Here is a 23,826-nt window from a genome sequence, read left to right as displayed (position 1 = left end):
AGTCGATCGTTCGCCTCAGCGCCACCCAAGCGCGGGCGCCACGTGCGTGAGGATCGCCTCGATGGCGTGCGCGCAATAGTCGACACCGAGCTGGTTCGGGATCGTCAGCAGCAGCGTGTCCGCCTCCGCAATCGCGTCGTCCGCTCGGAGCTGCTCGATCAGCACATCCGGCTCCGCGGCATAAGAGCGGCCGAAGATCGCGCGGGTGCGCGGGTCGATGAAGCCGACCTGGTCCTCGCTGCCGCGCTCCCCGCCGAAATAGGCGCGGTCGCGATCGTCGATCAGCGCGAAGATGCTGCGGCTGACCGACACGCGGGGCTCGCGGGTATGGCCGGCCTCTTTCCACGCGGCGCGATAGGCGCGGATCTGCGCGGCCTGCTGCACATGGAAGGCTTCGCCGGTCTCGTCGTTCTTCAGCGTCGAGCTCTGCAGATTCATGCCGTGCTTGGCGGCCCAGACCGCCGTCGCGTTCGAGCCGGCACCCCACCAGATCCGTTCGCGCAGGCCTTCCGCATGGGGCTCGAGCCGCAACAGCCCCGGCGGATTTGGAAACATCGGCTGCGGGTTGGGCTTTGCAAAACCTTCGCCGCGCAAGATGTCGAGAAAGACCTCGGCATGACGCCGGCCCATCTCGGCGTCGCTCTCGCCCTCGGCCGGCTGGTAGCCGAAATAGCGCCAGCCGTCGATCACCTGCTCGGGCGAGCCGCGGCTGATGCCGAGCTGCAGCCGCCCGCCGGCGATGAGGTCGGCGGAGCCCGCGTCCTCCGCCATGTACAGCGGATTCTCGTAGCGCATGTCGATCACGGCCGTGCCGATCTCGATCTTGCTGGTCCTGGCGCCGACAGCGGCCAGCAGCGGAAAGGGGGAGGCGAGCTGCCGCGCAAAATGGTGCACGCGAAAATAGGCGCCGTCGGCGCCGAGTTCTTCGGCCGCAACCGCAAGCTCGATCGATTGCAGCAGCGTGTCCGCGGCCGAGCGGGTCTGCGATTGCGGCGAGGGCGTCCAGTGCCCGAAGGAGAGGAATCCGATCTTTTTCATGAAGGCAACATATGGACGACGGGCGGAGTTTGCGACACCTCGGCCGTAGGAAAGATGGCAAACGTGAAAAGGCGTGTGCTCGTATGTGATGCCGCCCGGGGGAAGCACACTAAGCGGACAAAGCAGCAAGCACGCCATGCTTTGCACCGCTCAGACTGAGCGATTTAGCTAATTCACGAGCGAGGCTAACTCCTAAGCCGGCCGCGGTCTCGGCAAGTGATCTTGCCGATCTGGGCGCCTTTCCACCAGGCTTGTTTTACCACATCATCAGCGAGGAGTGGGTTGGTTTCCTTGACCAGGCGCGTACCCGTTAGGACCCGGCTTCTCTTCAATTCATATGTTCGCTTCGGGCCCACCGCTGACTTGCCGCGCGCAGCCGGCCGCGGACCGCTGTTGCCCCGTAGCTGACATCAAGTAGTTTCTGGAGAGCTTCGTAAAAACGCAAGCCGCCAACTCGCGCCAGCCATTCCGTCTTAGCAGAAAGGGCCAGCCCGTATGGCTGGCCCTTTGAGTATATTTACGTAAGGCGTCAGTAACGAGAAGCCGACGCGGCGCCCCAATTAAACCGGTAGTTCAGGCCGGCCTTGATGGTGTGCTCGTCATTGCGGAAGCCGACGGCGGTAACAACACCGCCGGCGCTGGTGAAGAGAGCGTTCCGCGTGCCGAAGTCGTAGTACTGGTATTCGACCTTGCCCGACCAGTTCTGGGCGAACATGTATTCGAGACCACCGCCCACGGTGTAGCCGTCGCGACCACCGCCGTTGTTGGTGAAGGTGCCGCCGCCGAAACCGTTCGTAAGGCGGGAGTCAGCCCAGGCGTAACCGCCTTTGACGTACAGCAGCGCCGGACCCCAGGTGTAGCCGAGGCGACCGGTGACCGAACCGAGCCCACGGTTGACGAAGGGATTGTTGTTGGTGTCGAGGAAGCTGTAGTTCGCTTCAATGCCCAGCACCCAGTTCGGCGAGAACTGATGGTCGTAACCGACCTGCGCGCCGCCCATGAACACACCATCGTTGCTGCTGGTGCCGGTGAAGCCGGGGGCCAGAATGTTGTTGCTGCCGCCGAATGCGCCGCCGACGTGACCGCCGATGTAAAAGCCGGTCCAGTTGTAAATCGGCGAGGCGGCCATCGGTGGGGCTTTGGTGTAAGGACGCGCGGCCATATCAGCCGCCGATGCTGTACCCGCTAAGGCGGCGAAAGCGACAGTAGCGAGAAGGAACTTTTTCATTTCGAGTCTCTCAGGTTTAAAGAATGTGTGCCAAACGCTAACTCAACTCACCGAATTTGCTGTAGCGCGCGAGACACACGTCGCTGATCTACGTGTGGAACGCTCTGGTCATTTGTTAATTGAGGAACCGTGTTGACCCGGAACCGGGCGTCTGAGCGACGAGTTCCGCGGTTCCGCCATCGCGAAGGATTTATCATTGTGCATTCCAAAGCTCTGGCATGATTCAGAACTTTTGCCGCTCATACTGGAAGCTCATCGACCCGGGATGTCGCATCTTGTCCGCTAGCTGACCTGCCGCACGCAGCCGGTGGAGGACCGCCGGTGACCATTGCGGACTTCCGAATGCCGGCCGATGATGTCGCATGACAGGCCGTCCACCAGCGCTGATAGTCTTTGGTGGCCTTCCCGGCACGGGCAAGACAACAGTTTTCCGGGAGCTGACCAGACGTCTCGCGGCCACGTACCTTCGTATCGATGCCGTTGAGCAGACGCTACGGACCGCAGGTCATAGGGTCGGCGCGATGGGCTATGTGGTAGCCACCGCACTCGCGGCTGAAAATCTCGAGCTTGGTCGTGTCGTTGTCGTAGACTGCGTAAATCCAGTCCTGGCAAGCCGCGTCGGATGGCGACAGGTCGCCGCTCAGAAGTCGACATGCGTCGTTGAGATTGAAGTGGTTTGCAGCGACCTGATCTTGCATCGACAACGAGTGGAAACACGCACCTCAGACATCAGCGGTCTCAAGCAGCCAACGTGGGCTGAGGTAGTGAGCCGAGACTATGAACCGTGGGATCGAGAACACCTGGTGCTCGATACGGCTGTTAGCTCGCTCGATCACCTGCTCGAAGAAGCGGAGACGTATGTTCGCGCCCAGACTGGTTAGTCTCCTCTTGGCCCACAGCTGACCTGCCGCGAGCAGCCGGTGCAGGTCCGCTTGTGACCCGGAGCGGCCTTTAAAGTGGCTCGAAAATCATCTGCCAGCCCTTTCGGGTGTCCATGTATTCGCGAACCAGTTTGATCCGCTCTCCCGAAAGGACAAAAGCGAAGCAATAGTCATTCTCGTAGGGCTTGCCTCCAGGAAGAGTGGCTCGCATCCGCTCCTCGACGATCACAGTATCACCATCGGCATGAATGCCCCGAAACGAGATGTCGACGTTCGAGAACAGATGATGCATTTCCGAGGCAATAAAGTGTGCGATTTGGTCCGGTCCAATCATGTGGTCGGTGTGCTTGAGAGCGACCGCCGTGGCATTTCCGGCCGGTGCGATCCATTCGGCATCGGGAGTAAACAGCTCGGCGATTAGCCTCGCATCCCGGGTTTTAAAAGTCTTCCAGGCATTGATCACGACCTCTTTAGGATTCGTGCTGTCCATTTTTTGCTTCTCCGAGTGCTCAGCGAATCTGGACCTTCTCTATAAGAAGGGCGCACCGATATCGCTGGCCGGAATCGGACCTGATCATCTCAGGACTGTTATTCTGGCCACCCCCTGCGGTAAGATGAGTCATGCTCAGTTTTGAGGTATGCAACACCGCGCGCTTGCAGCGCGATCCGCGCTATGACGGCCGTTTCTACACGGCAGTGAAGACCACGGGGATCTACTGCCGCCCAGTTTGCCCTGTGAAGCAGCCGTTGACCTGTAACGTGGCCTACTATCAAACTGCGGCGGCCGCCGAGGCTGCGGGATACCGGCCTTGCCTGCGTTGCCGTCCGGAGACCGCTCCCTTCTGTGCTGCCTGGAATGGCACGCGTTCGACAGTCGCGCGGGCCCTGAAATTGATCGATGGTGGCGCGTTGGATGGCGGTTCGGTTGCCGCACTGGCCCATCGGCTCGGGGTAAGCTCGCGCCACCTTGCGCGTCTGTTCGAGCGGTACGTCGGGGCCAGCCCCCAACAGGTCGCAAAGACCAGGCGTGTACAGCGAGCGAAGCGCCTACTTGACGAGACGACTGAACCATTGGCCCAGATCGCCTACCGAGCTGGCTTCGGCAGCGTTCGCCGATTCAACGCCGTCTTTCGCGAACTCTATGGGCGCGCGCCCTCCAGCATTCGCCACCGCCGCAGAGTATTCGCCTGAGATCGGGCATCCCAACGTTGGTCCGCTGTTGGCCCGTGGCGGGCCTTCGCTCCGAGGGCTGTGAAGTCGGCCTTCGGGAGGTGAGCCGACCGGCATCATGCGAGCGGCCGAGGCAGCCTTTGACCCTGAGCGGACGTCGCTGGGAAGATCGGACGACGCCTTTACACCTTATCGTTCGGTTTCGTATTGCTCCGGATCTACATCAGACCACGCTTCTGCGAGAGACTAGCGACCTCGTTGATCCGTGAATGGACGCACATCGAACGCGTTAACAAACTTGACTAGGTCTTCCGCCCCTTCCGACACAAGCACTCGGCCATCCGCAAATTGCACGATCAGAAACTCTCGACCTGCTGCGCCATCGCTGGCGGTTGCCAGCCACAGCGATCGCCCCGAGGCTACGTCGCATAGCTTGATCGACATGTTCGAAGTCGAGCGCAAATCCGCACATGGGTCGAATCCGTAAGCTGACTGAACGACCTCGCCCTTGCCGCTTGGAGATTCGTTCGATTGACGTCCTAGGATGGTTTCATCGGGAGCGGGAGGAAGGACAAAAGAGGACAGCTTGGTGCTGCTCGCTGCGTCCCAGGCCGACCAACCAGCGTTCGTTCGTGCAAAGAGCTTGCTTCCGTCTTCGCCGAGGCGAATCTCAAGAACCTCCGCATCCGTCCGGAAGAACAGCTTCTTGGCCGATCGGACGACCGCGACCCCGTATCTGTGCCCCTCCTTCATAGTCCGCTGTTCATGAAATCCGACTGCGAATGTCGTGAGGTCATTGGACCAGGCGAGGACGTCGCTGTCGTATATATCCTCGAGATGGATAACGCGGCGTGCTGTCGCCGGGTCCCATATCGTAACCTGATCTGGCGTTGCTCGAACGATGATCAGCCCGCGAGAAAACCCAATGCCCGAAACCTGGGTGTCCTGACAGGGCCAGCTCCAGTTGAGCGCCGGCGGCGCTGCGCTGACATCAACTAGCAACGCATTTACGTTCGAACTGCTGGCATCAAGTTCAGTTGGCGCAAGCAAGAGATGTTGTCCGTCGAATGCGAAAGCACCATGCGGCCGACCGCAGAAGGTGCGTAGCGTCTTTCCGGAAACGTCGGCGACGATCTCCTTCCTAATCACGTCGATGAAATACACATGGTAGGACCAGCCTGGTTCGGCGTTATAGTCAAATGGGTCAAAACCATCCTGCCTCTCGTCTGCGGTCGTCACTTGAATGAAGTCTTGCCGATCGGTTGATTCGACGCTTGCGACTTTCTCTAGATCGATCAGAGAAGCCAATTTCTGATCGACGAGATATTGTTTCTCGGTTGCCAGATCGATTGGCCCGTCCGGATCGCGCGACCAAGAAGAGGGCCATTTGTGCTCGATCCAGGTCCAGTTGTTCGCCTCAAGAGATGGGACAAGCATCCCCGCATTCTCGATCCGCAGGCCAGTTTCTGGGGACCACGCGGCGGTCTCCACCTCATCGGTGTCCCGCGCAACCCGTGCAAAAACGACACGCCCGTCACCCGAAATGGCCATGCGCGTAAACCGGGTGCCCTCGCTGGCTACCAGATTGCGGAATATGTTTCCGGTGTTCATGTCGCGGACAGTGACCTCGCGCTGGGTTCCCGTGAGAAACCATTTTCGGTCAGGGGCAATCATGATCGCGGAGGTGCCCTCGGGACCGATCTGCACGACGGCGTTAAAACCGGGCGGAGGCTCGGCCGCGCTGCCGATCTGTGGTGCAATTGCTGAGATGAGGCCCAGGACGGCAGCGGCAAAAGACGATAGCGATGACACTGATCGTATGCTGCGTTTCATTGTTACGAGCACCTTCGGCGGGGGTTAAAGCGCACAATCCTCCGCCGCATATATGAATAATGTTTTCTGCAGCAGAGTTCAAATTCTCAGGATTCCGCCGGGTGGCCGCCGCACTGCGCAACGACGTGCGGCGAGCCAGCTCATTGAAGCACAATTGGACAAGGGCGGAGCGAACATGTGGGGGTGATTGACAACGCCATTTCCGCTGTTGGGCCCAAAGCGGACCTCGCTCAAAAGCTGTAGGCCATTGACACAGCACGCTGCTTGGCTCAATGTTACGCGCGGTAGCATTCGCGGTGAGGAGCAGTTGGCGCCTCTCCAGCGATTTCAAGGTCGGATGGGCCAGGTTTGCGAAGGCGCGATTTTATCACTCTTGCAAGCGGCGCAGCGGTAACTTGGAACAATGAGCAATGAGAAGGCCTTTAAAGTCCGATACCAGCGCCGGGAATGCACTCTCGCGACGCTCTATGCTGACCGGACTTGCGGCAACCTGCGTTGCGGCGCCGGCGAAATGGAGTTGGGCTGCCGAAATCGGTGGTGGTCCGTCCTTTTTCGCCGATGGCCCGGACGCCGAACTTTACGGCGCGGCCGAGAACTACCCGATCAAGGACCGGTGGAGGATCTTCCAGCCCGGCAATCCGGCCTCGCCAAAATACCGCGTCGGCGCATTCAGTCATTACGATGAGATATTCCCGACACGCCACGTCGATCGCGCGGCCACATCCTGGCCATTCAAGCGAACGCCGGCGGATGTCAGCTACCAGTACAAGGGAAACCGCGCTTCGCTTGCGGATTATCTGTCGCGCAATCCGGTGACGGGCCTGTTGATCGCTAAGGACGACCGGATTCTGGTTGAGTGCTATCAGTACGGCCGCACCGATCGAGACCGGCTGATATCGCAGTCGATGGCAAAATCTATCACTGGCATGCTGGTAGGGATCGCGACCGCGGAAGGCGCGATCAAGTCGATCGACGATGCTGCGGAGACCTATGTTCCCGGCTTGAAGGGCACGGAATACGGTGCAACGCCGATCCGCGCGCTGCTGCACATGTCGTCTGGCGTGAAGTTCGGTGAAGAGAACGATGAAGCGAAAGGCAGCGGAGACGACCTCGATCGCCTGTGGGGCGACATGGTGCGCAAACACTGGTTTTCCCAAAAAGGCACCGTTGCCAGCATCGCGCAATTCAACCAACGGATCGCGCCGCCGGGGACGCGATTCCATTACGCCAGTATCGAGACGGACGTGCTTGGTCTCGTGCTGCATTACGCGACCGGTCAATCAATGTGCGGCTATCTCCAGGAAAAAGTTTGGCAGCCGATCGGCACGGAAGCGGATGCCAAATGGCTGATTGATGCGGATGGCCGTGAGGTAGCGCACGGGTTCTTCAATGCGGTACTGCGCGATTACGCGCGGCTCGCCCGTCTGCTGGCCCACAACGGAGCGTGGGAAGGCAAACAGATAATACCGGCACAGTGGATGATTGATGCGACCACGGTGCTTGCGTCCGAGACGTATCTGGCAAAAGCCGAGGGAGGATTCGGGTACGGCTATCAGGTCTACCTGTTTCCCGGCAGCAGACGGCAATTCGCGCTCTTGGGGCACCTCGGGCAGCGCATCCTCGTTGATCCGCCCTCGAAGCTGGTCATGGTGCAGACCGCCGTCGATGAAAAGTCCCCCGAAATCTGGCGTCTGTGGTCGGCCGTGGTCGCGCAGTTCGGGTGACGCCACCTTTTCTCCCAGGGGAAGAGAGGTCCACTCCGCCCTCGACGTCGGAATAGAAAGCCCAATGAGCTGCGAGGTCTGCTTCTGGCCATTGCGACAATCTTGACCCAGCGCCTTGTTGTCGGCATGACGCAACTTTCAAACCGAAAAGGACTCCAATTGTTTCCTGATTCCACTATCAAATGGCGGCCCACCCTTCGATAATCGATGGCATCGAACGCCCACCTTTTGTTTTCGATCAAGGCCTTTGGCGCGGCGTTCTCTATCTCATCGTGGTGGCACCGAACCCCGGCCTTCGCGCTTACGGCATCGAAATGTCCTGCGAGATCTATTCGGGCATCGAAGAAATGATCTATTCGGTCGCCGATCACGGGGACAAAACAACTGGCCGCTACGACGGCGGAGTCTACATTAAAGAAGCTGAGAACTCGGCATTGCTGAAAGCCTACGCTGCGATCGATCCGGTCGGTCGGAAGCCGCGGCACTTCTCCTTTGTCGAGGCGACTACTGCTACGAGGTGCTTGGCTTCTCCGAACCCATCATACGAGCGTTTAGCAGCCCCGAAGAGGCATATGCTTGGGGACCTTCTAGGTCCGATGAGAAAGTAAACTAGGTCAGCAGCAACGCAGAGCCAGCACTTCCGCTGCTGGCCCGAAGCTGACTCACAAAGCCGGACTGGCCATGTCCGGTTTCGCGGACAGAGCGGACACCGGCCACCCCGCGAGCTAGCGCGTTTACGACTACGCTCCCCAGCGCATCCGGGCGCGCACCGAGTCTGCTGTGTTGAATGGATTCAAGTCTGAGGACGATTGTTTCGAGCCTGCGCGCGAGGTGCTGTGAAGCTCGAGGATATCGATACGGAGTAGCGGTTGGGCTCGCCCTGTCACGCGTGCCGCGACAATGGCATCGTGCGCCTGTTTTGCCCGACGAGTCAATATTTCGTCAAAAGCGAATTTTCGTTTTCCGTTGTCTTGCCCGGCGGATTTAACGGATTCGCAAAGCACCTAAGTCATTGATCCCGCTCATGCCGGCTACTGTGCATGGGGTTGTTTTCGAGGTTTTTGTTTTGGGGGCACGACAGTGCGAGGATGAACCGGACCTGGCCCGGCTCGCCCGCTACTTCATCACCCGCAGATTCTTGGTCGTGAACCGCTGGGTCTTGCCGTCTGGACGAACCGGTCGCCGCGTGCCGGCGGCCTTGCCGGTGCCGGGCGGCTGGTGCGCGGGGACCAGCTGGTCGGGGCGCGAGCCGATCAGGTCGGCGCGGCCCATCTCTTTCAGGGCTTCACGCAGCACCGGCCAGTTGTCGGGATCGTGGTAGCGCAGGAAGGCCTTGTGCAGGCGGCGCTGCCGCAGGCCCTTGATGGCCTCGACCTTGTCGCTGCCGCCGCGCCGCACGCCGCGCAGCGGGTTGACGCCGGTGTGGTACATCGCCGTTGCGGTCGCCATCGGCGAGGGCAGGAAGGTCTGCACTTGATCCGCGCGGTAGCGGTTCTTCTTCAGCCAGAGCGCGAGGTTCATCATGTCCTCGTCGGTCGTGCCCGGATGCGCCGCGATGAAATACGGGATCAGATAATATTTCTTGCCGGCCTGTTCGGCCGCGGCATCGAACATGGGCTTGAACTGGTTGTAGGCGCCGATGCCGGGCTTCATCATCTTGTCGAGCGGCCCGCGCTCGGTATGTTCGGGCGCGATCTTCAGATAGCCGCCGACGTGATGGGTGACGAGCTCCTTGATGTATTCGGGGCTTCCGACCGCGAGGTCGTAGCGCACGCCGGAAGCCACTATCACCTTCTTGATGCCCTTGGTCTCGCGCACCTTGCGATAGAGCCGGATCAGATCGTCATGCGAGGTGTTGAGGTTCGGGCAGATCTCCGGGAAGACGCAGGAGGGCCGCCGGCACGCCGCCTCGACCTTGGGATCCTTGCATGCCATCCGGTACATGTTGGCGGTGGGACCGCCGATGTCGGAGATCACGCCGGTGAAGCCGGGCGTCTTGTCGCGGATCTTCTCGATCTCGCGCAGGATCGAGCCCTCGGAGCGGTTCTGAATGATGCGGCCCTCGTGCTCGGTGATCGAGCAGAAGGTGCAGCCGCCGAAACAGCCGCGCATGATCGTCACCGAGAATTTGATCATGTCCCAGGCGGGGATTTTGGCTTCGCCATAGGACGGATGCGGGGCGCGCGCGTAGGAAAGATCGTAGACTGCGTCCATCTCCTCGCTGGTCAGCGGGATCGGCGGCGGGTTGAGCCAGAGATCGCGATCGCCGTGGCGCTGCACCAGCGGCCGCGCATTGCCGGGATTGCTCTCCCGGTGCAGCACGCGTGACGCGCGGGCATAGGCCTCCTTGTCCTGCTCGACCTGCTCCAAAGCCGGCAGCCGGATCACGGTCAGGCCTTTCGTCCGCGAAGCGCCCTCGTCGGCGGAGTCGATATCGTCGGCGTGCAGCTCGACGTAGTCCTCAGGGACCCGGCGGAACAGCGCTACGCCCCTGATGTCGTCGAGCTCGCGCGGCGCCTGGCCGGCGGCAAGACGGTTCGCCACTTCGACGACGGCGCGCTCGGCATTGCCGTAGAGCAGCAGGTCCGCCTTGGCGTCGGCCAGCACCGAACGGCGCACCTTGTCGGACCAGTAATCGTAATGCGCGATCCGGCGCAGCGAGGCCTCGATGCCGCCGAGCACGACCGGGACGCCCTTGAACGCCTCGCGGCAACGCTGCGCGTAGACCACGGTGCAGCGGTCCGGCCGCTTGCCGCCTTCGCCGCCCGCGGTATAGGCATCGTCATGGCGCAGCCGGCGGTCCGCGGTGTAGCGGTTCACCATCGAATCCATGTTGCCGCCGGTGACGCCGAAGAACACCTTTGGCTTGCCCAACGCCTTGAACGGCTCGGCCGAATGCCAGTCCGGCTGCGAGATGATACCAACGCGAAAACCCTGCGCCTCCAGCAGGCGGCCGATGATGGCCATGCCGAAGCTGGGATGGTCGACATAGGCATCGCCCGTCACCAGCACGATGTCGCAGGCGTCCCAGCCGAGCGCATCCATCTCGGCGCGGCTCATCGGGAGGAATGGCGCCGGCTTGTGCGGGCGTGCCTGCGCCATCAGGGGCTTTTCGGCGGCGATGATCTGGATGTCCATGGCGCATACGCATAGGACTCCGGGACGGCGAATACAACCGACGGGCACGTGAAAGATCCGGTTCCGTGGCCGGCAGCCCGGGCGTGCGACCGCGTTAACCGTTCGCGAGCGCCGCCATCAGCTGTGTGACGCCGTCCACATACCGCCCAGCCTGCACCGCGTCATGCTCTGCCTCGTTTCAAGGGAGAGATCGATGTTTGTGGTCGACATGCTGCTGATCCTGGTGATGATGTTTTTCCTGTTCCTGCCGATCACCGATCGCAGGACAGTGCGGATGAGACTCTGCATGCTGTGCGCGCTGCTGGCGCTGTTCTCGGTCTCCGTCACGCGTACCCAGATCGCACCGGTGCAACTCGCGGGCGTAGGCTCGACCCATTAAGCGCGCCAGCGGATCCATGTTCTCGGATCACGCGCAGGAACCAACTGCCCTCACGAACATTCTGATGCAGGGTTTGCGCCGGCCCGGCTGGCGCGCGCTCGCGCCCGGGGTTTAATATCGCCCCGATGTTCGCCTTTGGCGGATGGGGGAGCCGTGAGTACAGTCATAGAGAACTTGCTGTTGCGAAAGCAGAAGCTCGTTGAGCAGCTCGAGAAGGCGCCCACGGTCGAGGACCGCGACAAAATCGAACACCAGCTCGAACAGATCAACACCGCGCTGGATTTTCTGGACAGGCCCGGCACGAAAAATGCGCGGTAGCAGCGCTCAATCCACCTGCAGCGCTTTGGCGTAGACCACGCCCGAATTGGTGACGTGCGTGGTCATCAGCGTCGCGAAGGCGGCGAACTCGCCGCGGGCGAACAGATCGAGCAGCTTGCGATGCTCGTCGAAGGACGTGCGTGTGCGCACGTCGATCGGCGAAGTCAAATTGGTGCGCAGTGCTGCGACGCGGCTGGATGCGAGTTGATAGGATTCGGCGAAATAGCGGTTGCCGCAATGGGCGAACAGCGCCTCGTGGAAGGCGGCATCGGCGCGCCCGTAGGCGATATTGTCCCGGGCTTCAATCGCCGGCTCCATCGCCGCGATCGCCTCGCTCATCGTCGCGATCGCACCGGCGCGATCATGGTGGAAGGCGAGCTCGGCGGCCTTGGGCTCCAGCGCGTTTCGGAACGTGCAGAGCGCGGTGATGTCTTCGGCGCTTGGCGTAAAGACAAAACTGCCGACCTGCGGGCGGATCACCACGAGGCCCTGCGCCTGCAACTGACCCATCGCCTCGCGCACCGGGGTGCGGCTGACGCCGAAGGAATTTGCCACCATCTCCTCCGAGATGGCTGCACCCAGCGCGAACTCGCCGTCGATGATGGCCTGGCGCAGCCGCTGCACGACCCGTTGCGACAGCGATTTCGGTGCATCGAGCTTCAGCGATCGCATCGGATCTCTCAGATCACCTTGCCGGGGTTGAGCAGATGATCGGGATCGAGCGCGGCCTTCAGCGTCCGCATCAGCGCGATCTCGACCTCACTGCGGGCATGACCCAGCCACTTCTTCTTCAGCGTGCCGATGCCGTGCTCGGCGGAGACGCTGCCGCCCATCTCACGCACGAGACCGTAGATGATCGCGTCCATCGCTTCCTTCGGCTGCTGCTCGACGGCAAGGCCGGTCACCCAGGAGACGAGATGCAGATTGCCGTCGCCGATATGGCCGTAATAGACGCTCTCGCATCCCTCGATGCCCTTTGCGAGCGCCGCCTTGCAGCGCGTGACGAACTCGTCCATCCGCGCCACGGCAAGGCCGATGTCGTAGGAGATGTGCGGCCCCAGCACCTGGCCGAACTCGGCACAGATGTCGCGCACGCGCCAGAAGCTTTGCGTCTGCGTCAGCGATTGCGCCACGGCAGCGTCGGCGAGCAACCCGCGCTCCATCAGCTCTTCGAGCCAGCTTTGGAAGCGCGGCGCATCGAGGCTCTCGTCGGTGCCCTGCGCTTCGACCAGCACGTAGAGGCCGTGGCCTGCCGCGACCGGCGGCTTGACGCCGGCGCGATTGGTGATCACGTCCCAATAGTCCGGCCACATCACCTCGAATGCCGACAGCAGCGGGCCGAGCCCGCTTCGCGCGGCGCCGAGCAGCGCGATCACCGCGGCATAGTCCTCGAGCGCGCAGAGCGCGGCCATGGTCGACCGCGGTTTCGGAAACAGCCGCAGCACCACGCGGGTGATGATGCCGAGCGTGCCCTCCGAGCCGATGAAGAGATGCTTCAGATCATAGCCGGCATTGTTCTTCATCAGCTTGTTGAGGCTGGTGATGATGGTGCCGTCGGGCAGCACGACTTCGAGCCCGAGCACCAACTCGCGCGTCATGCCGTAGCGGATCACGCGGTTGCCGCCGGCATTGGTCGAGAGGTTGCCGCCGATCGCGCAGGAGCCGCGCGAGCCGAGGTCGAGCGGAAAGAAGAACCCGGCTTCGTCGGCCGCCATCTGGATCGTCTGAAGCGGCGTACCTGCTTTCACCGTCATCGTCATCGAGGCGTGATCGATCTCCTCGATGCCGCTCATGCGCTCCAGCGAGATCGCGACCCAGCCTGCTTCAGGAGATGCGCCGCGGCACAGCCCGGTCAATCCGCCCTGCGGCACGAACGGCAGATGTGCCTGCCGGCAAGTCGCGATCGCATCCGCCACGCCTTGAGCGTCGACCGGGCGGATCACCGCCAGCGGCGTTTGCGGCAGGCTCGCGCTCCAGTCGTTGCAATTGCGCGCGGGCACGTCGGTGCCGACAAGCACAGCAGCCGCGCCGAGCCTGTCGCGCAGGGCGCCGAGCAGCTGGTCGGGCCGCTGGATGGGGGTCACCATGTTCATGCGAGACCTCCTCGGAATCTGGCTGCGTGTTATGTCCGCCATGACGGCGGAAAGGGTTTGCGCGTTTGTTGTATGTAAGGTACAAGGCGGAAAGTAAAGCAAAAACAAGGCTAGTGTGATGACCGAGGCAATTCGCGGGTTCTGGGTGGCGTCGGCGACGCCGCTGGCGACGGACGGCAGCGTGGACTCCGCAAAGCTCGCCGCCCACGCCAAGCAACTCTTCGGCAAGGGCGTCGACGGTGTCGTGCTGTTCGGCACCACCGGCGAGGGCACCTCGTTCAATGTCGCCGAACGGGTCGCGACCATCGAAGCCGTGCTCAAGGCCGGCGTCGCGCCGGACCGCATTGGAATCGGCGGGGGCTTCCCCGCGATCAGCGACAGCATCGCTCTGACGCGCGCCATGCTCGGTCTCGGCCTGCGTCACGTGCTGTGTCTGCCGCCTTACTTCGACCGCAGCGTCACCCCTGAGGGTATCGAGGATGCGTTTGCGGCGATCCTCGACCGCGTCGCCGACGATCGCCTGCGCGCCTACCTCTATCATATCCCGCAGATCTCGGGTGTCGCGATCCCGACCGCCGTCGCCGCGAATTTGCGCAAGCGCTACGGCAAGGTCGTTGCAGGCCTGAAAGACTCCAGCGGCGACTTCAAGCAGTTCCAGGCGTTCCGTGCCGCCGCTCCCGAGCTCGCCATCACCGTCGGCAACGAGGTTGACATCACCCGCGCGATCGCCGCCGGCGGTGCCGGCACCATCTGTGGCATGGCCAACATCGCGCCGGAGCTGGTCAAGGCGATGATCGACGGCAAGGATGTCGAAGCACGCATGCAGGCTGCCGTGGACATCGTGGTGAAATCACCATCCTTCCTCACGACGTTGAAAGCCACCCTCGCGGCACAGACGGGCGATGCGAGCTGGCTGCGCGTGCGGCCGCCGCTGCGGGCCTTGTCCGACGGCACCGCGCTCAAGCGGAAGCTCGACGAGCTGATGGCTCCCGCGATCGCGTGAGAACGCGCAAAACCGTGACACGTTGCCGCGAATTCGCGCGCTGCGTGTCGCGCCCGGTGTGAAATCAATCGACGATTGCCGAATAGCGGGATCGGAATCTAGAACCATTCAACACTAGAGCGATTCAAGGCCGCCTACGGTTCTCTTCGCGTACCACGACTGTTAGACGCGCCAGCTTCTGCGTCTGACCTGGAAGTGAATCGAAAGTGCGTGTCTATCTGGACGGCCAGCGCGTCAGCGGCCGTCGAACGCCTGCCGGCGACAGCCGCGCGGCTCTTCTCATCGGAGCGGCCGTGCTGCTCGCCGAATTCCTCTCCAGCACGGCGAGCGCGCAGGCCCAATCGGCGCTGCCGCCGGTGATGGTGGAAGCGCCGGCGCCGCGGCCGAAAACGGCGCGCGCATCGGAAACATCTCAACGCCGGACGCAAGCGGCCGCACGTCAGCGCAGCCGCAATGCCGCCACCCCCGCAGCGCCGACGCCATCGGAACGCGCCGCGGCTGATGCCGCCGCGCAACAAGCCGCAAAGCTCGGCTACCGCGCGATGCCGAGCGCGACGACGCTGCGCAGCGAGGCCTCTCCGCTCGACACCTCGCAATCCGTTAACGTCGTGCCCGCGCAGGTGTTGAAGGACCAACTGCCACGCAATATCGACGACGCGCTGGTCAACATCAGCGGGATCACCCAGACCAACACGCTCGCCGGCACCCAGGATGCCGTGATCCGCCGTGGCTTCGGCGACAACCGCGACGGCTCGATCATGCGCAACGGCATGCCGCTGGTGCAGGGGCGCAGCCTGAACGCCGCGGTCGAAAGCGTTGAGGTGCTGAAGGGGCCGGCTTCGCTGCTCTACGGCATCATGGATCCCGGCGGCATCGTCAACACCATCAGCAAGCGTCCCGAGCTCTACCAGCACGGTTCGGTCACGCTGCTCGGCTCGACATTCGCGAACAATCGCAACGGCGCCGACGGCACGCTCGACATCACCGGTCCGATCGGCGACCAAGGCCTTGCCTATCGGTTCGTCGGTTACGGCGTCAGCGAGGACTATTGGCGCAATTTCGGCCGCCACAGGGAAATGCTGGTGAACCCGTCGCTGGCCTGGTACGGCGACACCACGAGGGTCCAGCTCACCTATGAGCACCGCGAATTCATCTACCCATTCGACCGCGGCACTGCCTTCGTCAAGGGCGCTCCGCTGGCGATCCCGAAGACGCGCCGGCTCGACGAGCCCTTCAACAACATGTGGGGCATCTCGGACCTGGTGCAGGCCTCGGTCGAGCAGAAGGTCGACGACAATTGGAAGGTCACGGCGGCCTACAGCTACAACACCGAGACGTTCAGTGCCAACCAACTTCGCATCACCGGCGTCAACGCGACGACTGGCGTCGAGACCCGCAGCAACGACGGCACGCGTAACTCGCTGAGCAACGCCAGCTACGGCACCTCCTATCTGCAGGGTGATGTCTGGGTCGGCGGCTTCCGAAACGAGATCTTGTTCGGAGGCGAGGCGCTCTATCGCACGATCGACCGCCACGATTTGATTCGGCAGGCGACGGCGAGCTTCAATTTCTACAACCCGATCTACGGGCTGGTCGTGCCGGGCACGACCGTTTCGCCAGTGGACAGCGAGCAGACGGACAAACTCGGCACCCGCGGCTTCTTCGCCCAGGACACCTTCCATCTGACCAACTGGCTGTCCGTGGTCGGAGGCGTGCGCTGGATGGAATACGAGCAGTTCGCGGGAAAAGGCCGGCCGAACTTCATCACAAACACCAATTTGGCGGGTGACAAGGTGCTGCCGCTAGGCGGCGTCATCTTCAAGCTGAACGATCAGCTCTCTTATTACGTGAGCTATACGCAGTCGCTGAAGCCGACATCGGTCATCGCGGCGTTCACCACCGGCTTTGTCGTCGACTCCACCATCGCGCCTGAAGAAGGAACGCAATGGGAGACCGGTCTGAAGTTCGATGTCAACAAGCGGCTGTCGGGCACCCTGGCCGTCTACGACATCCAGAAGAAGAATGTGCTGGTGCTGGATGACATCGGCGGAGGCAAGTCGGCGGCGCGTGCCTCCGGCGCAGCCAGGTCGCGCGGCGTCGAATTGGACGTGACCGGCAAACTAGCCGATCAATGGAGCCTGATCGGAAGTTATGGGTATACCGATGCCCGGCTGATCAATGATCCCGCTGTCGGTAACGCCAAGCTCCTGAACGCCGCCATGAACACGGCTTCGCTCTATCTCGTCTACGATTTCGGCGATGCGCTGCCCGGACGTCTGCGGCTTGGCGGTGGCGCGCACTACGTCGGTGACCGACCGGGCGACGCCGCCAACACGTTCTTCATGCCGGCCTATACCGTCGCGGACATCTTTGCGACCTACGACACCAAGGTCGACAATCTGCCGGTGACCTATCAGTTCAACGTCAAGAACCTGTTCGACAAGGTCTATTATACGTCCACCACCGGGAACGCCTTAAACGTCGCGATCGGCGACGCACGCCGGGTATCTCTGTCGGCGACGGTGAAGTTCTAGCGATGACAGTGTGGCGCGAGGAAGCCGATTTCCCGGTCGTGCAGATCAGAAGGACCGGCGCCGATGCGTGAGTGCTGGCGCGCGATCAAGGCCGCCCTCCACCATGTCCATTCCATCGCCGGCCTCGTGCTCGCGCTGCTGCTTGCTGTGATCGCGTTGAGCGGCGCGATCATGAGTTTTGAGGATGAGATCGTCGATCATCTCAACGCCGGCATCATGCAGGTCGCGCCGCGCCAGTCACCGGCGCTGATGCCGGACGAACTGGTTGCGCGCCTGACTGCGGCGCAGGATCTCGGCAAGGTCTCCGCCGTGACGCTAGCAAGTGATCCGTCCGCCGCGGTGCATGTGCGCTTCGCCCGCGACGAACGAGGCGCGCGGCCGTCCTCGCGCTATGTCGATCCCTATGACGCGCGCGTGTTGGGCGCACCTCGCGGCGAAGAGTTTTTCGCGACCGTGCGCAAGCTGCATCGCTGGCTGTTGATTCCCGGCGACGCCAAGGGCTGGGGGCGTCAGATCACGGGCGTGGCCGCGCTCGGCTTGATCGTGATGCTCATCTCGGGCCTCGTGCTGCGCTGGCCGCGGCGTGCAGGCAGCCTGAAGATGTGGCTGAAGCCCAATCTCGGCCTCAGCGGACGCGGCCTCCATCGCTCGCTGCACGCGGTGATCGGCACCTGGGTCCTGCCGGTCTATCTGGTGATGACGCTGACCGGGCTGTGGTACTCGTTCGACTGGTACAAGGACGGTGCCGTCTGGTTGCTGTCGCGCCCGCAGGCCGCCTCGGCGAAGATGCAGCCGAAGATGCCTGCAAAGGCGTCGCGTGCCGCCGGCGCCAGCGAGACGGCACAGCCGATCGGCTTTGATCGCGCGTGGGGCGCCTTCCTGCACGAAGAGGGCAGCCGCTTCTCCAAGGCGTTGCTGACGTTGCCCGCCGGTCCGGGCACGGTGATCCGGATCCGCTCCTGGGGGAAAGACTCGACCCTCGACACCACCCGTGACGAATTCCGCGTCGATGCCGTCACAGGCCAATTCGTTTCTGCGGAACGCTACGCCGACAAGACGTTCGGTGAGAAGATCATTGCGAATGTGCTCGACATCCACCGCGGTGCGATTCTGGGTTGGCCCGGCAAACTTGCGTTCATGATCGCGGCCGCGCTGATGCCGCTGTTCGTGGTCACCGGCATTTTGCTTTATCTGTCGCGCCGCAAGCTGCGGCGGCCGGCCCAGTCACCGCTCGGGCAGCTCGTGCCGGGCGAGTGAACGGGCGGACTGCTTCGACAGGGCTTGGTGTTGCCCGGGTGAGCCGCCGTCGTCGTATCACTTCGCCTGCATGCGCCGTTCGTCGAGGACGATGTCGTTGTTGATGGCGTAGACGAAGCAGCCGCCATCCCGGCCGTTCCGCGCGGGATCGCTGTTACATTTCGCAAGCGCGGAGGTCTGGGCGTCTTTAAGGCTGGGGTCCCCTGCCGAGATGAACAGCTTACCCCAGGGATGGATCGCGATCGCCTTGGGCTCCATGGCCTTGTCGTAGTTCTGCACGTCAGGGCGCTGTTGCGTGATCCGCCGGATGATTGGAATCTGCGACAAGTCGTACTTGCCTGCATAATGCAGCCGCGGCATGTCTCTCGACGCGAGCTCGCCTTCAGCGACGATTTCCTCGTTGACCGCCAGCAGGGCGCATGGCTTGCCGTAGCGAAGCTGACAGGATTCCAGTGCACGGTCTCCCGTCGCCGAAGCGTCGTCCTGTTCGCAGGTCCGAAGGTAGCTCGCATTGACGAGCTCCACGGCCTGTCCCTTGTTGGGTTTGCAGGCGAGATAGTCCTTGATCAGCGTGTCGCGAAAGCGTTGGGTGTACGGCCGGCGTCGCTGCGGCCATGATCGAGGCCATTGCCCGCTCGAATTGCGATTTGCGTTCGGCATTGGTGAGCGCGGCCATGGCGACGCCCGGAAGCGCCAGAAACACCACCAGGAATTTTGGCACTTTCATATTGCGCCCCCCAGACGATTCGGAACTTTAGCCCTCAAGCGAGGCATACGAAACGATTTTCAGCCGGGGACCACGGTGGGCGCGCCCGCCGGTCGGAGCCATACCCCCCGGATCGGGCTGGCCAACCGGCCGGCAATCATTCAAGAACCAGTCCCGTTCAAGTCTCCCAAGGTTGCCTGTCTCATGAAGCCTTCGACCGTCACACCCGCCGATATCCGCCGGGCACTGCTGCTCCGCGAGGAGATCGCTCTGCTCGATCTCAGGCACGAGGCTGGTTTCGCGACGGGACATCCGCTGTTTGCTGCCAACATGGCCGCGGACCGGATCGGGATCGAAGCCGAGGTGCGGCTGCCGCGCAAGGACGTGGCGATCGTGCTCTATGATGACGGCGAGGGCCTCGTCACTGCCGGCGCCGAGCGGTTGGCCGCGCTCGGCTATACCAATGTCCGCGCGCTCGATGGTGGGCTGAAGGCCTGGCGCGACGCCGGCTATCAAATCTTCGAGGACGTCAACTCCTACTCAAAAGCCTTTGGCGAGCTGGTCGAGTTGCGCCGGCACACGCCGTCGTTCAGTGCCGACGAGGTGGCAAAACTCATCGCGGACAAGGCCAACATCGCCATCCTCGACGTTCGCCGCTTCGACGAATATGCCACCATGAACATCCCGGGCTCGGTCAGCGTGCCCGGCGCGGAGCTGGTGCTGCGGGCAGGGCAGGCGGCACCCGATGCCGACACCACCATCATCGTGAATTGCGCCGGCCGCACCCGCTCGATCATCGGCACCCAATCGCTGATCAATGCCGGCGTGCCGAACAAGGTCCGGGCGCTGCGTAACGGCACCATCGGCTGGACGCTGGCGCGGCATACGCTGGACCAGGGTGCCGACCGGCGTGGCGCGATCGGGCCGTTCGAGGGCGGCCCGGCCAATGCGCGCGACGTCGCCTATCGCGCCGGTGTCCGCCATGTCGACGCGAGCGAGATGGCTGCGCTTGTCGCGCAGACCGATCGCACGCTCTATCGCTTCGACGTGCGTGACGCCGAGGAATATGCCGCCGGCCATCTCCCGGGGTTTCGTCACTATCCCGGCGGACAGCTGGTCCAGGAAACCGATATGGCCGCACCGGTGCGCGGCGCGCGCATCGCGCTGACCGACGACAAGGGCGTCCGCGCCGACATGACGGCGTCCTGGCTCGCGCAGATGGGCTGGGAGGTCTATGTGCGGGAAGGTGGCTATGACGGCGCGCTCGAAATCGGTCCGCCGCACGTCCTGCCCAAGCCCGACCCCGCCCACCGTTACCGCCGCCCCTATGAAGGCACCGGTGTCGACGAGCGTGCGATGCAGGCCTATCTCGACTGGGAGTATGGTCTGGTCGAACAATTGCGTCTGGACGGTACGCACGGGTTTTACGTGATCTGACGAGCGCCCGCCATCTTCTCCCCGTATCCGAACCCTATTGTGCTGCGCATCCCCCGCGGTCTATGAGCTGCGGCGAAGCTGTGACCCACGGAGATTTCATGTCAGTCCCAGGCCAAAGCCCTGAGCGGAGCGCGAGGGCGCTGCTGCTTGAAGGCGTCAACGACAGCGCCGTGGACCTGTTCAGAACGGCGGGTTTCACCAATGTCGAGCGCCTGACCAAGGCGCTGGACGGCGAGGATTTGCGGCGGGCGCTCAAGGGCGTGTCATTGCTCGGCATCCGCTCGCGCACCCAGATCACCGATCAGGTGCTGGAAGCGGCCGACCAGCTTCTCGCCGTCGGCTGCTTCAGCGTCGGCACCAACCAGGTCGATCTGCTGGCGGCGCGCAAGCGCGGCATTCCGGTGTTCAACGCGCCGTTCTCCAACACGCGCAGCGTCGCCGAACTCGTGATCGGTGAGATCGTGATGCTGCTGCGGCGCATCTTCCCGCGCTCGGTGTCGGCCCATGAGGGCGGCTGGGACAAGTCGGCGACCGGCAGCCGCGAGGTACGCGGCCGTACCCTCGGCATCATCGGCTACGGCAATATCGGCTCGCAGCTCTCGACCCTGGCGGAGGCGATCGGCATGCGCGTGATCTATTTCGACCGCACCGACAAGCTCCGCCACGGCAACACCGAGCCGGTCGAGAAGCTGGAGGAGCTGCTGGCGCAGAGCGACGTCGTCAGCCTGCATGTGCCGGAAACGCCGGAGACCGCCGGGATGATCGGCGAGAAGGAGCTGCGGGCGATGAAGCCTGGCTCCCTCCTGATCAACAACAGCCGCGGCACCGTCGTCGATCTCGATGCGCTGGCGGGAGCTCTGCGCGACGGCCATCTCGCGGGTGCCGCCATCGACGTGTTTCCGGTCGAGCCGTCCTCGAATTCGGACCGCTTCAAGAGCCCGGTGCAGGGCCTCGGCAACGTCATCCTCACCCCGCATATCGGCGGCTCGACCGAGGAGGCGCAGGAGCGCATCGGCGGCGAGGTAGCGCGCAAGCTGGTCGACTTCTTCATCACCGGCTCGACCACGGGGGCGGTGAATTTTCCGGAGGTGCAGCTGCATCTGCGTCCCTCCGGCGCGCGCTTCAGCCACGTCCATCGCAACGTGCCCGGCATGCTGCGCCGGCTCAACGAAGTGTTCCTGCAGCGCGACATCAATATCGCCGCGCAATATCTGGAGACCTCCGGCGACCTCGGTTACGTCGTGCTCGACGCCGACCTCGGCGGCCAGGATTCAGGCGCGCTGCTGCAGCAGATCCGCAGCCTCGAGGGCACCGTCGGCGCACGGCTGGTGTTTGAGCACTAGCGTCATTGACGGCCGGTCGGAAGGCGCCTTGAATACGGCCTGCTGGCGGAACGAACGAGAACAGAAAGTGCAGGGGGAAACGATGGCGCAAGGGCGTGCGAAGCTGTGTGTATTGCTCGTGGGCGCAGTGACTGCACTGGGCGCGAACTCCGCTGCAGCGGTGACGCTGGCCGAGGATGCGGACGCCGTCTGCAAGGGCCTGGTCGGCGGCACTGACGCTGTGAAGATCGATTCGGCGACGTTGCTGGCGCCGTCGCAACTGGCCGTCGCCGAACGCGGCCCGACGCCGTCGGGGCGCGTCACGCCCGCCAATCCCGGCTTCTGCAAGGTGCTCGGCCATATCGATCCCACCGATCCCAAGGCGCCGCCGATCAGATTTCAGGTCAATCTTCCCGTCGAATGGAACGGCCGCTCGCTGCAATATGGCGGGGGCGGATTCAACGGCGTGCTGATCACGGGCCTGACGCTGCCGCCGGCCTATCCCTTCGACAAGCCGTCGCCGCTCGCGCGCGGCTTCGTCACCTACGGGACCGATTCCGGTCATGAGTCCAAGCCGGGCGAGCCGCCGCAACTGTTCGCGCTCAACGACGAAGCCTTCGAGAATTTCGCCCATCGCGCCTACAAGAAGGTACGCGATGCCGCCGTCGCGCTGATGCAGCGCGCCTACGGCAAGAGGCCTGAGAAAATGTACTTCATGGGGTCGTCCGAAGGCGGCCGCGAAGGCCTCACCATGGCACAGCGCTATCCCGATGATTTCGACGGCATCTTTGCCCGCGTGCCCGTCATCAACTGGGTCGGCCTGCAGCATGCCGGCACCCGCTCGGGGCTCGTGACCATGGGCGATGGCTGGATCAATCCGGCGCAGGTGAAGCTCGTCGGCGACGCCGTGCGCGCGGCTTGCGACAAGGCCGACGGCTCCGACGACGCGCTGGTGCAAGATCCCGTGTCCTGCAAGGCGGCGTTCAAGGCGGAGACGCTGCGTTGCGCGAGCGGCAAGACTGGCGATCAGTGCCTCACCGACGCGCAGATCAAGGCGATCGACACCCTGCATGCGACCTACAAATTCCCGTTCCCGCTCGCCAACGGTCTCGATGATTATCCGGGCTGGGGCGTGTCGGGCGAGGACACGCCGGCGGTTGGCCCGACCGGCGGCTGGGTCGCGTGGTGGCTCGGCACGGCGCCTCCCGCGCAGCCGCCCGCGCCCAATAACGGCATCGCCTGGATCTACGGCGCCGGCGGCATCCAATATGTGTTCGCGCGCGATTCCAAGCTTGACGTGACGACCTATAAGCCCGAACAGCACAAGGCGCGGCTGCTCGAGGTCTCCAGCCTGATGGATTCCACCGACCCCGACCTCAGCCGCTTCCGCGCTCGCGGCGGCCGGCTGATCATGCTCGAACATATGGCGGACTACGCGCAGAGCCCCTATGCCGGCATCCGCTATTTCGAGAGCGTCGAACGCAAGCTCGGCAAGGCCGAGACGGCCGAATTCGCGCGGCTCTACACCGCGCCCGGGGTCGACCATGTCGGCTCCGGCGCGCCGGCCAATGTCGACATGCTGAGCGCGCTGGTCGACTGGGTCGAAAAGGGCAAGGCGCCCGGCGATTTGGAAGTCGCCGAGCAGAAGGTCGAAGCGCCGTCCTTTGCGACGCTTCGCGCGCTGCCGCTGTGCCGCTGGCCGACCTGGCCGCACTACAAGAGCGGTCCGGTGACGGAGGCAGCGAGCTTCACCTGCGCGCCGTAG

At 63.1% G+C, this 23,826-nt stretch carries 20 protein-coding genes; 12 read left to right on the top strand and 8 right to left on the bottom strand.

The window, feature by feature from the left end; all coding sequences use genetic code 11:
* Positions 1-15: 15 nt before the first annotated feature.
* Both IVB40_RS32690 and IVB40_RS32685 read right to left on the bottom strand, forming a co-directional pair.
* Positions 16-1,038: an LLM class flavin-dependent oxidoreductase gene (locus IVB40_RS32690; protein ID WP_247817455.1), complete on the bottom strand. Its 1,023-nt coding sequence runs from the start codon at positions 1,036-1,038 to the stop codon at positions 16-18.
* 529 nt (positions 1,039-1,567) lie between these two features.
* Complete coding sequence (locus IVB40_RS32685; protein ID WP_247285619.1) at positions 1,568-2,266, bottom strand: outer membrane beta-barrel protein; 699 nt, start codon at positions 2,264-2,266, stop codon at positions 1,568-1,570.
* Positions 2,267-2,628: 362 nt separating this feature from the next.
* Between IVB40_RS32685 and IVB40_RS32680 the strand changes: the two genes are divergently transcribed.
* A complete protein-coding gene (locus IVB40_RS32680; RefSeq protein ID WP_247817454.1) occupies positions 2,629-3,147 on the top strand; it encodes an AAA family ATPase in 519 nt (172 codons plus the stop codon).
* Positions 3,148-3,217: 70 nt separating this feature from the next.
* On the opposite strand, the gene IVB40_RS32675 is transcribed toward IVB40_RS32680, so the two are convergent.
* Positions 3,218-3,637, bottom strand: a complete 420-nt coding sequence (locus IVB40_RS32675; protein WP_247285623.1) for a nuclear transport factor 2 family protein — start codon at positions 3,635-3,637, stop codon at positions 3,218-3,220.
* A gap of 131 nt (positions 3,638-3,768) precedes the next feature.
* Here IVB40_RS32675 and IVB40_RS32670 point away from each other — a divergent pair, with 131 nt between their 5' ends.
* A complete protein-coding gene (locus IVB40_RS32670) occupies positions 3,769-4,338 on the top strand; it encodes an Ada metal-binding domain-containing protein (RefSeq protein WP_247285625.1) in 570 nt (189 codons plus the stop codon).
* Between the two features lie 225 nt (positions 4,339-4,563).
* On the opposite strand, the gene IVB40_RS32665 is transcribed toward IVB40_RS32670, so the two are convergent.
* Positions 4,564-6,150, bottom strand: coding sequence for a hypothetical protein (locus IVB40_RS32665; RefSeq protein ID WP_247817452.1), 1,587 nt, complete (start codon positions 6,148-6,150; stop codon positions 4,564-4,566).
* A 467-nt stretch (positions 6,151-6,617) separates the two neighbouring features.
* Between IVB40_RS32665 and IVB40_RS32660 the strand changes: the two genes are divergently transcribed.
* Positions 6,618-7,874, top strand: a complete 1,257-nt coding sequence (locus tag IVB40_RS32660) for a serine hydrolase (protein ID WP_247817451.1) — start codon at positions 6,618-6,620, stop codon at positions 7,872-7,874.
* 182 nt (positions 7,875-8,056) lie between these two features.
* Positions 8,057-8,482 carry a hypothetical protein gene (locus IVB40_RS32655; RefSeq protein ID WP_247817449.1) on the top strand — a complete coding sequence of 142 codons (426 nt, stop codon included), beginning with the start codon at positions 8,057-8,059 and terminating at the stop codon, positions 8,480-8,482.
* Between the two features lie 508 nt (positions 8,483-8,990).
* On the opposite strand, the gene IVB40_RS32650 is transcribed toward IVB40_RS32655, so the two are convergent.
* Positions 8,991-11,012: a YgiQ family radical SAM protein gene (locus IVB40_RS32650; protein WP_247817448.1), complete on the bottom strand. Its 2,022-nt coding sequence runs from the start codon at positions 11,010-11,012 to the stop codon at positions 8,991-8,993.
* A 193-nt stretch (positions 11,013-11,205) separates the two neighbouring features.
* Between IVB40_RS32650 and IVB40_RS32645 the strand changes: the two genes are divergently transcribed.
* The gene (locus IVB40_RS32645) at positions 11,206-11,391 is read left to right on the top strand and encodes a hypothetical protein (protein ID WP_247817447.1); all 186 of its coding nucleotides are present in this window, start codon (positions 11,206-11,208) and stop codon (positions 11,389-11,391) included.
* A gap of 153 nt (positions 11,392-11,544) precedes the next feature.
* A complete protein-coding gene (locus IVB40_RS32640) occupies positions 11,545-11,709 on the top strand; it encodes a hypothetical protein (RefSeq protein WP_197031097.1) in 165 nt (54 codons plus the stop codon).
* A gap of 6 nt (positions 11,710-11,715) precedes the next feature.
* On the opposite strand, the gene IVB40_RS32635 is transcribed toward IVB40_RS32640, so the two are convergent.
* Entirely contained in the window at positions 11,716-12,381 is a 666-nt protein-coding gene (locus IVB40_RS32635) for a GntR family transcriptional regulator (RefSeq protein ID WP_247817446.1), read from the bottom strand.
* Positions 12,382-12,389: 8 nt separating this feature from the next.
* Positions 12,390-13,802 (bottom strand): FAD-binding oxidoreductase, encoded by a 1,413-nt coding sequence (locus IVB40_RS32630; protein ID WP_247817445.1) that lies wholly within the window; start codon positions 13,800-13,802, stop codon positions 12,390-12,392.
* 118 nt (positions 13,803-13,920) lie between these two features.
* Between IVB40_RS32630 and IVB40_RS32625 the strand changes: the two genes are divergently transcribed.
* The 3 genes from IVB40_RS32625 to IVB40_RS32615 all read left to right on the top strand — a co-directional run bounded on the left by IVB40_RS32625 (position 13,921) and on the right by IVB40_RS32615 (position 18,596).
* A complete protein-coding gene (locus IVB40_RS32625) occupies positions 13,921-14,805 on the top strand; it encodes a dihydrodipicolinate synthase family protein (protein WP_247817444.1) in 885 nt (294 codons plus the stop codon).
* A 206-nt stretch (positions 14,806-15,011) separates the two neighbouring features.
* Entirely contained in the window at positions 15,012-17,339 is a 2,328-nt protein-coding gene (locus tag IVB40_RS32620) for a TonB-dependent siderophore receptor (RefSeq protein WP_247817443.1), read from the top strand.
* 63 nt (positions 17,340-17,402) lie between these two features.
* Positions 17,403-18,596 (top strand): PepSY-associated TM helix domain-containing protein, encoded by a 1,194-nt coding sequence (locus tag IVB40_RS32615; protein WP_247817442.1) that lies wholly within the window; start codon positions 17,403-17,405, stop codon positions 18,594-18,596.
* 57 nt (positions 18,597-18,653) lie between these two features.
* Here the strand turns inward: IVB40_RS32615 and IVB40_RS32610 are convergent, their stop codons facing one another.
* Positions 18,654-19,256, bottom strand: coding sequence for a hypothetical protein (locus IVB40_RS32610; RefSeq protein WP_247817440.1), 603 nt, complete (start codon positions 19,254-19,256; stop codon positions 18,654-18,656).
* A gap of 250 nt (positions 19,257-19,506) precedes the next feature.
* Between IVB40_RS32610 and IVB40_RS32605 the strand changes: the two genes are divergently transcribed.
* The 3 genes from IVB40_RS32605 to IVB40_RS32595 all read left to right on the top strand — a co-directional run bounded on the left by IVB40_RS32605 (position 19,507) and on the right by IVB40_RS32595 (position 23,826).
* Positions 19,507-20,739 (top strand): rhodanese-like domain-containing protein, encoded by a 1,233-nt coding sequence (locus tag IVB40_RS32605; protein WP_247817439.1) that lies wholly within the window; start codon positions 19,507-19,509, stop codon positions 20,737-20,739.
* 98 nt (positions 20,740-20,837) lie between these two features.
* Positions 20,838-22,082, top strand: coding sequence for a phosphoglycerate dehydrogenase (serA, locus tag IVB40_RS32600; RefSeq protein ID WP_247817438.1), 1,245 nt, complete (start codon positions 20,838-20,840; stop codon positions 22,080-22,082).
* A gap of 82 nt (positions 22,083-22,164) precedes the next feature.
* Positions 22,165-23,826, top strand: a complete 1,662-nt coding sequence (locus tag IVB40_RS32595) for a tannase/feruloyl esterase family alpha/beta hydrolase (protein WP_247817437.1) — start codon at positions 22,165-22,167, stop codon at positions 23,824-23,826.

Origin of the sequence: Bradyrhizobium sp. 40, from assembly GCF_023100925.1 — a bacterium.
Classification (GTDB): domain Bacteria; phylum Pseudomonadota; class Alphaproteobacteria; order Rhizobiales; family Xanthobacteraceae; genus Bradyrhizobium.
Note: the sequence above shows the minus strand (reverse complement) of the source record. Positions and strands in the feature narration are given on the sequence as shown.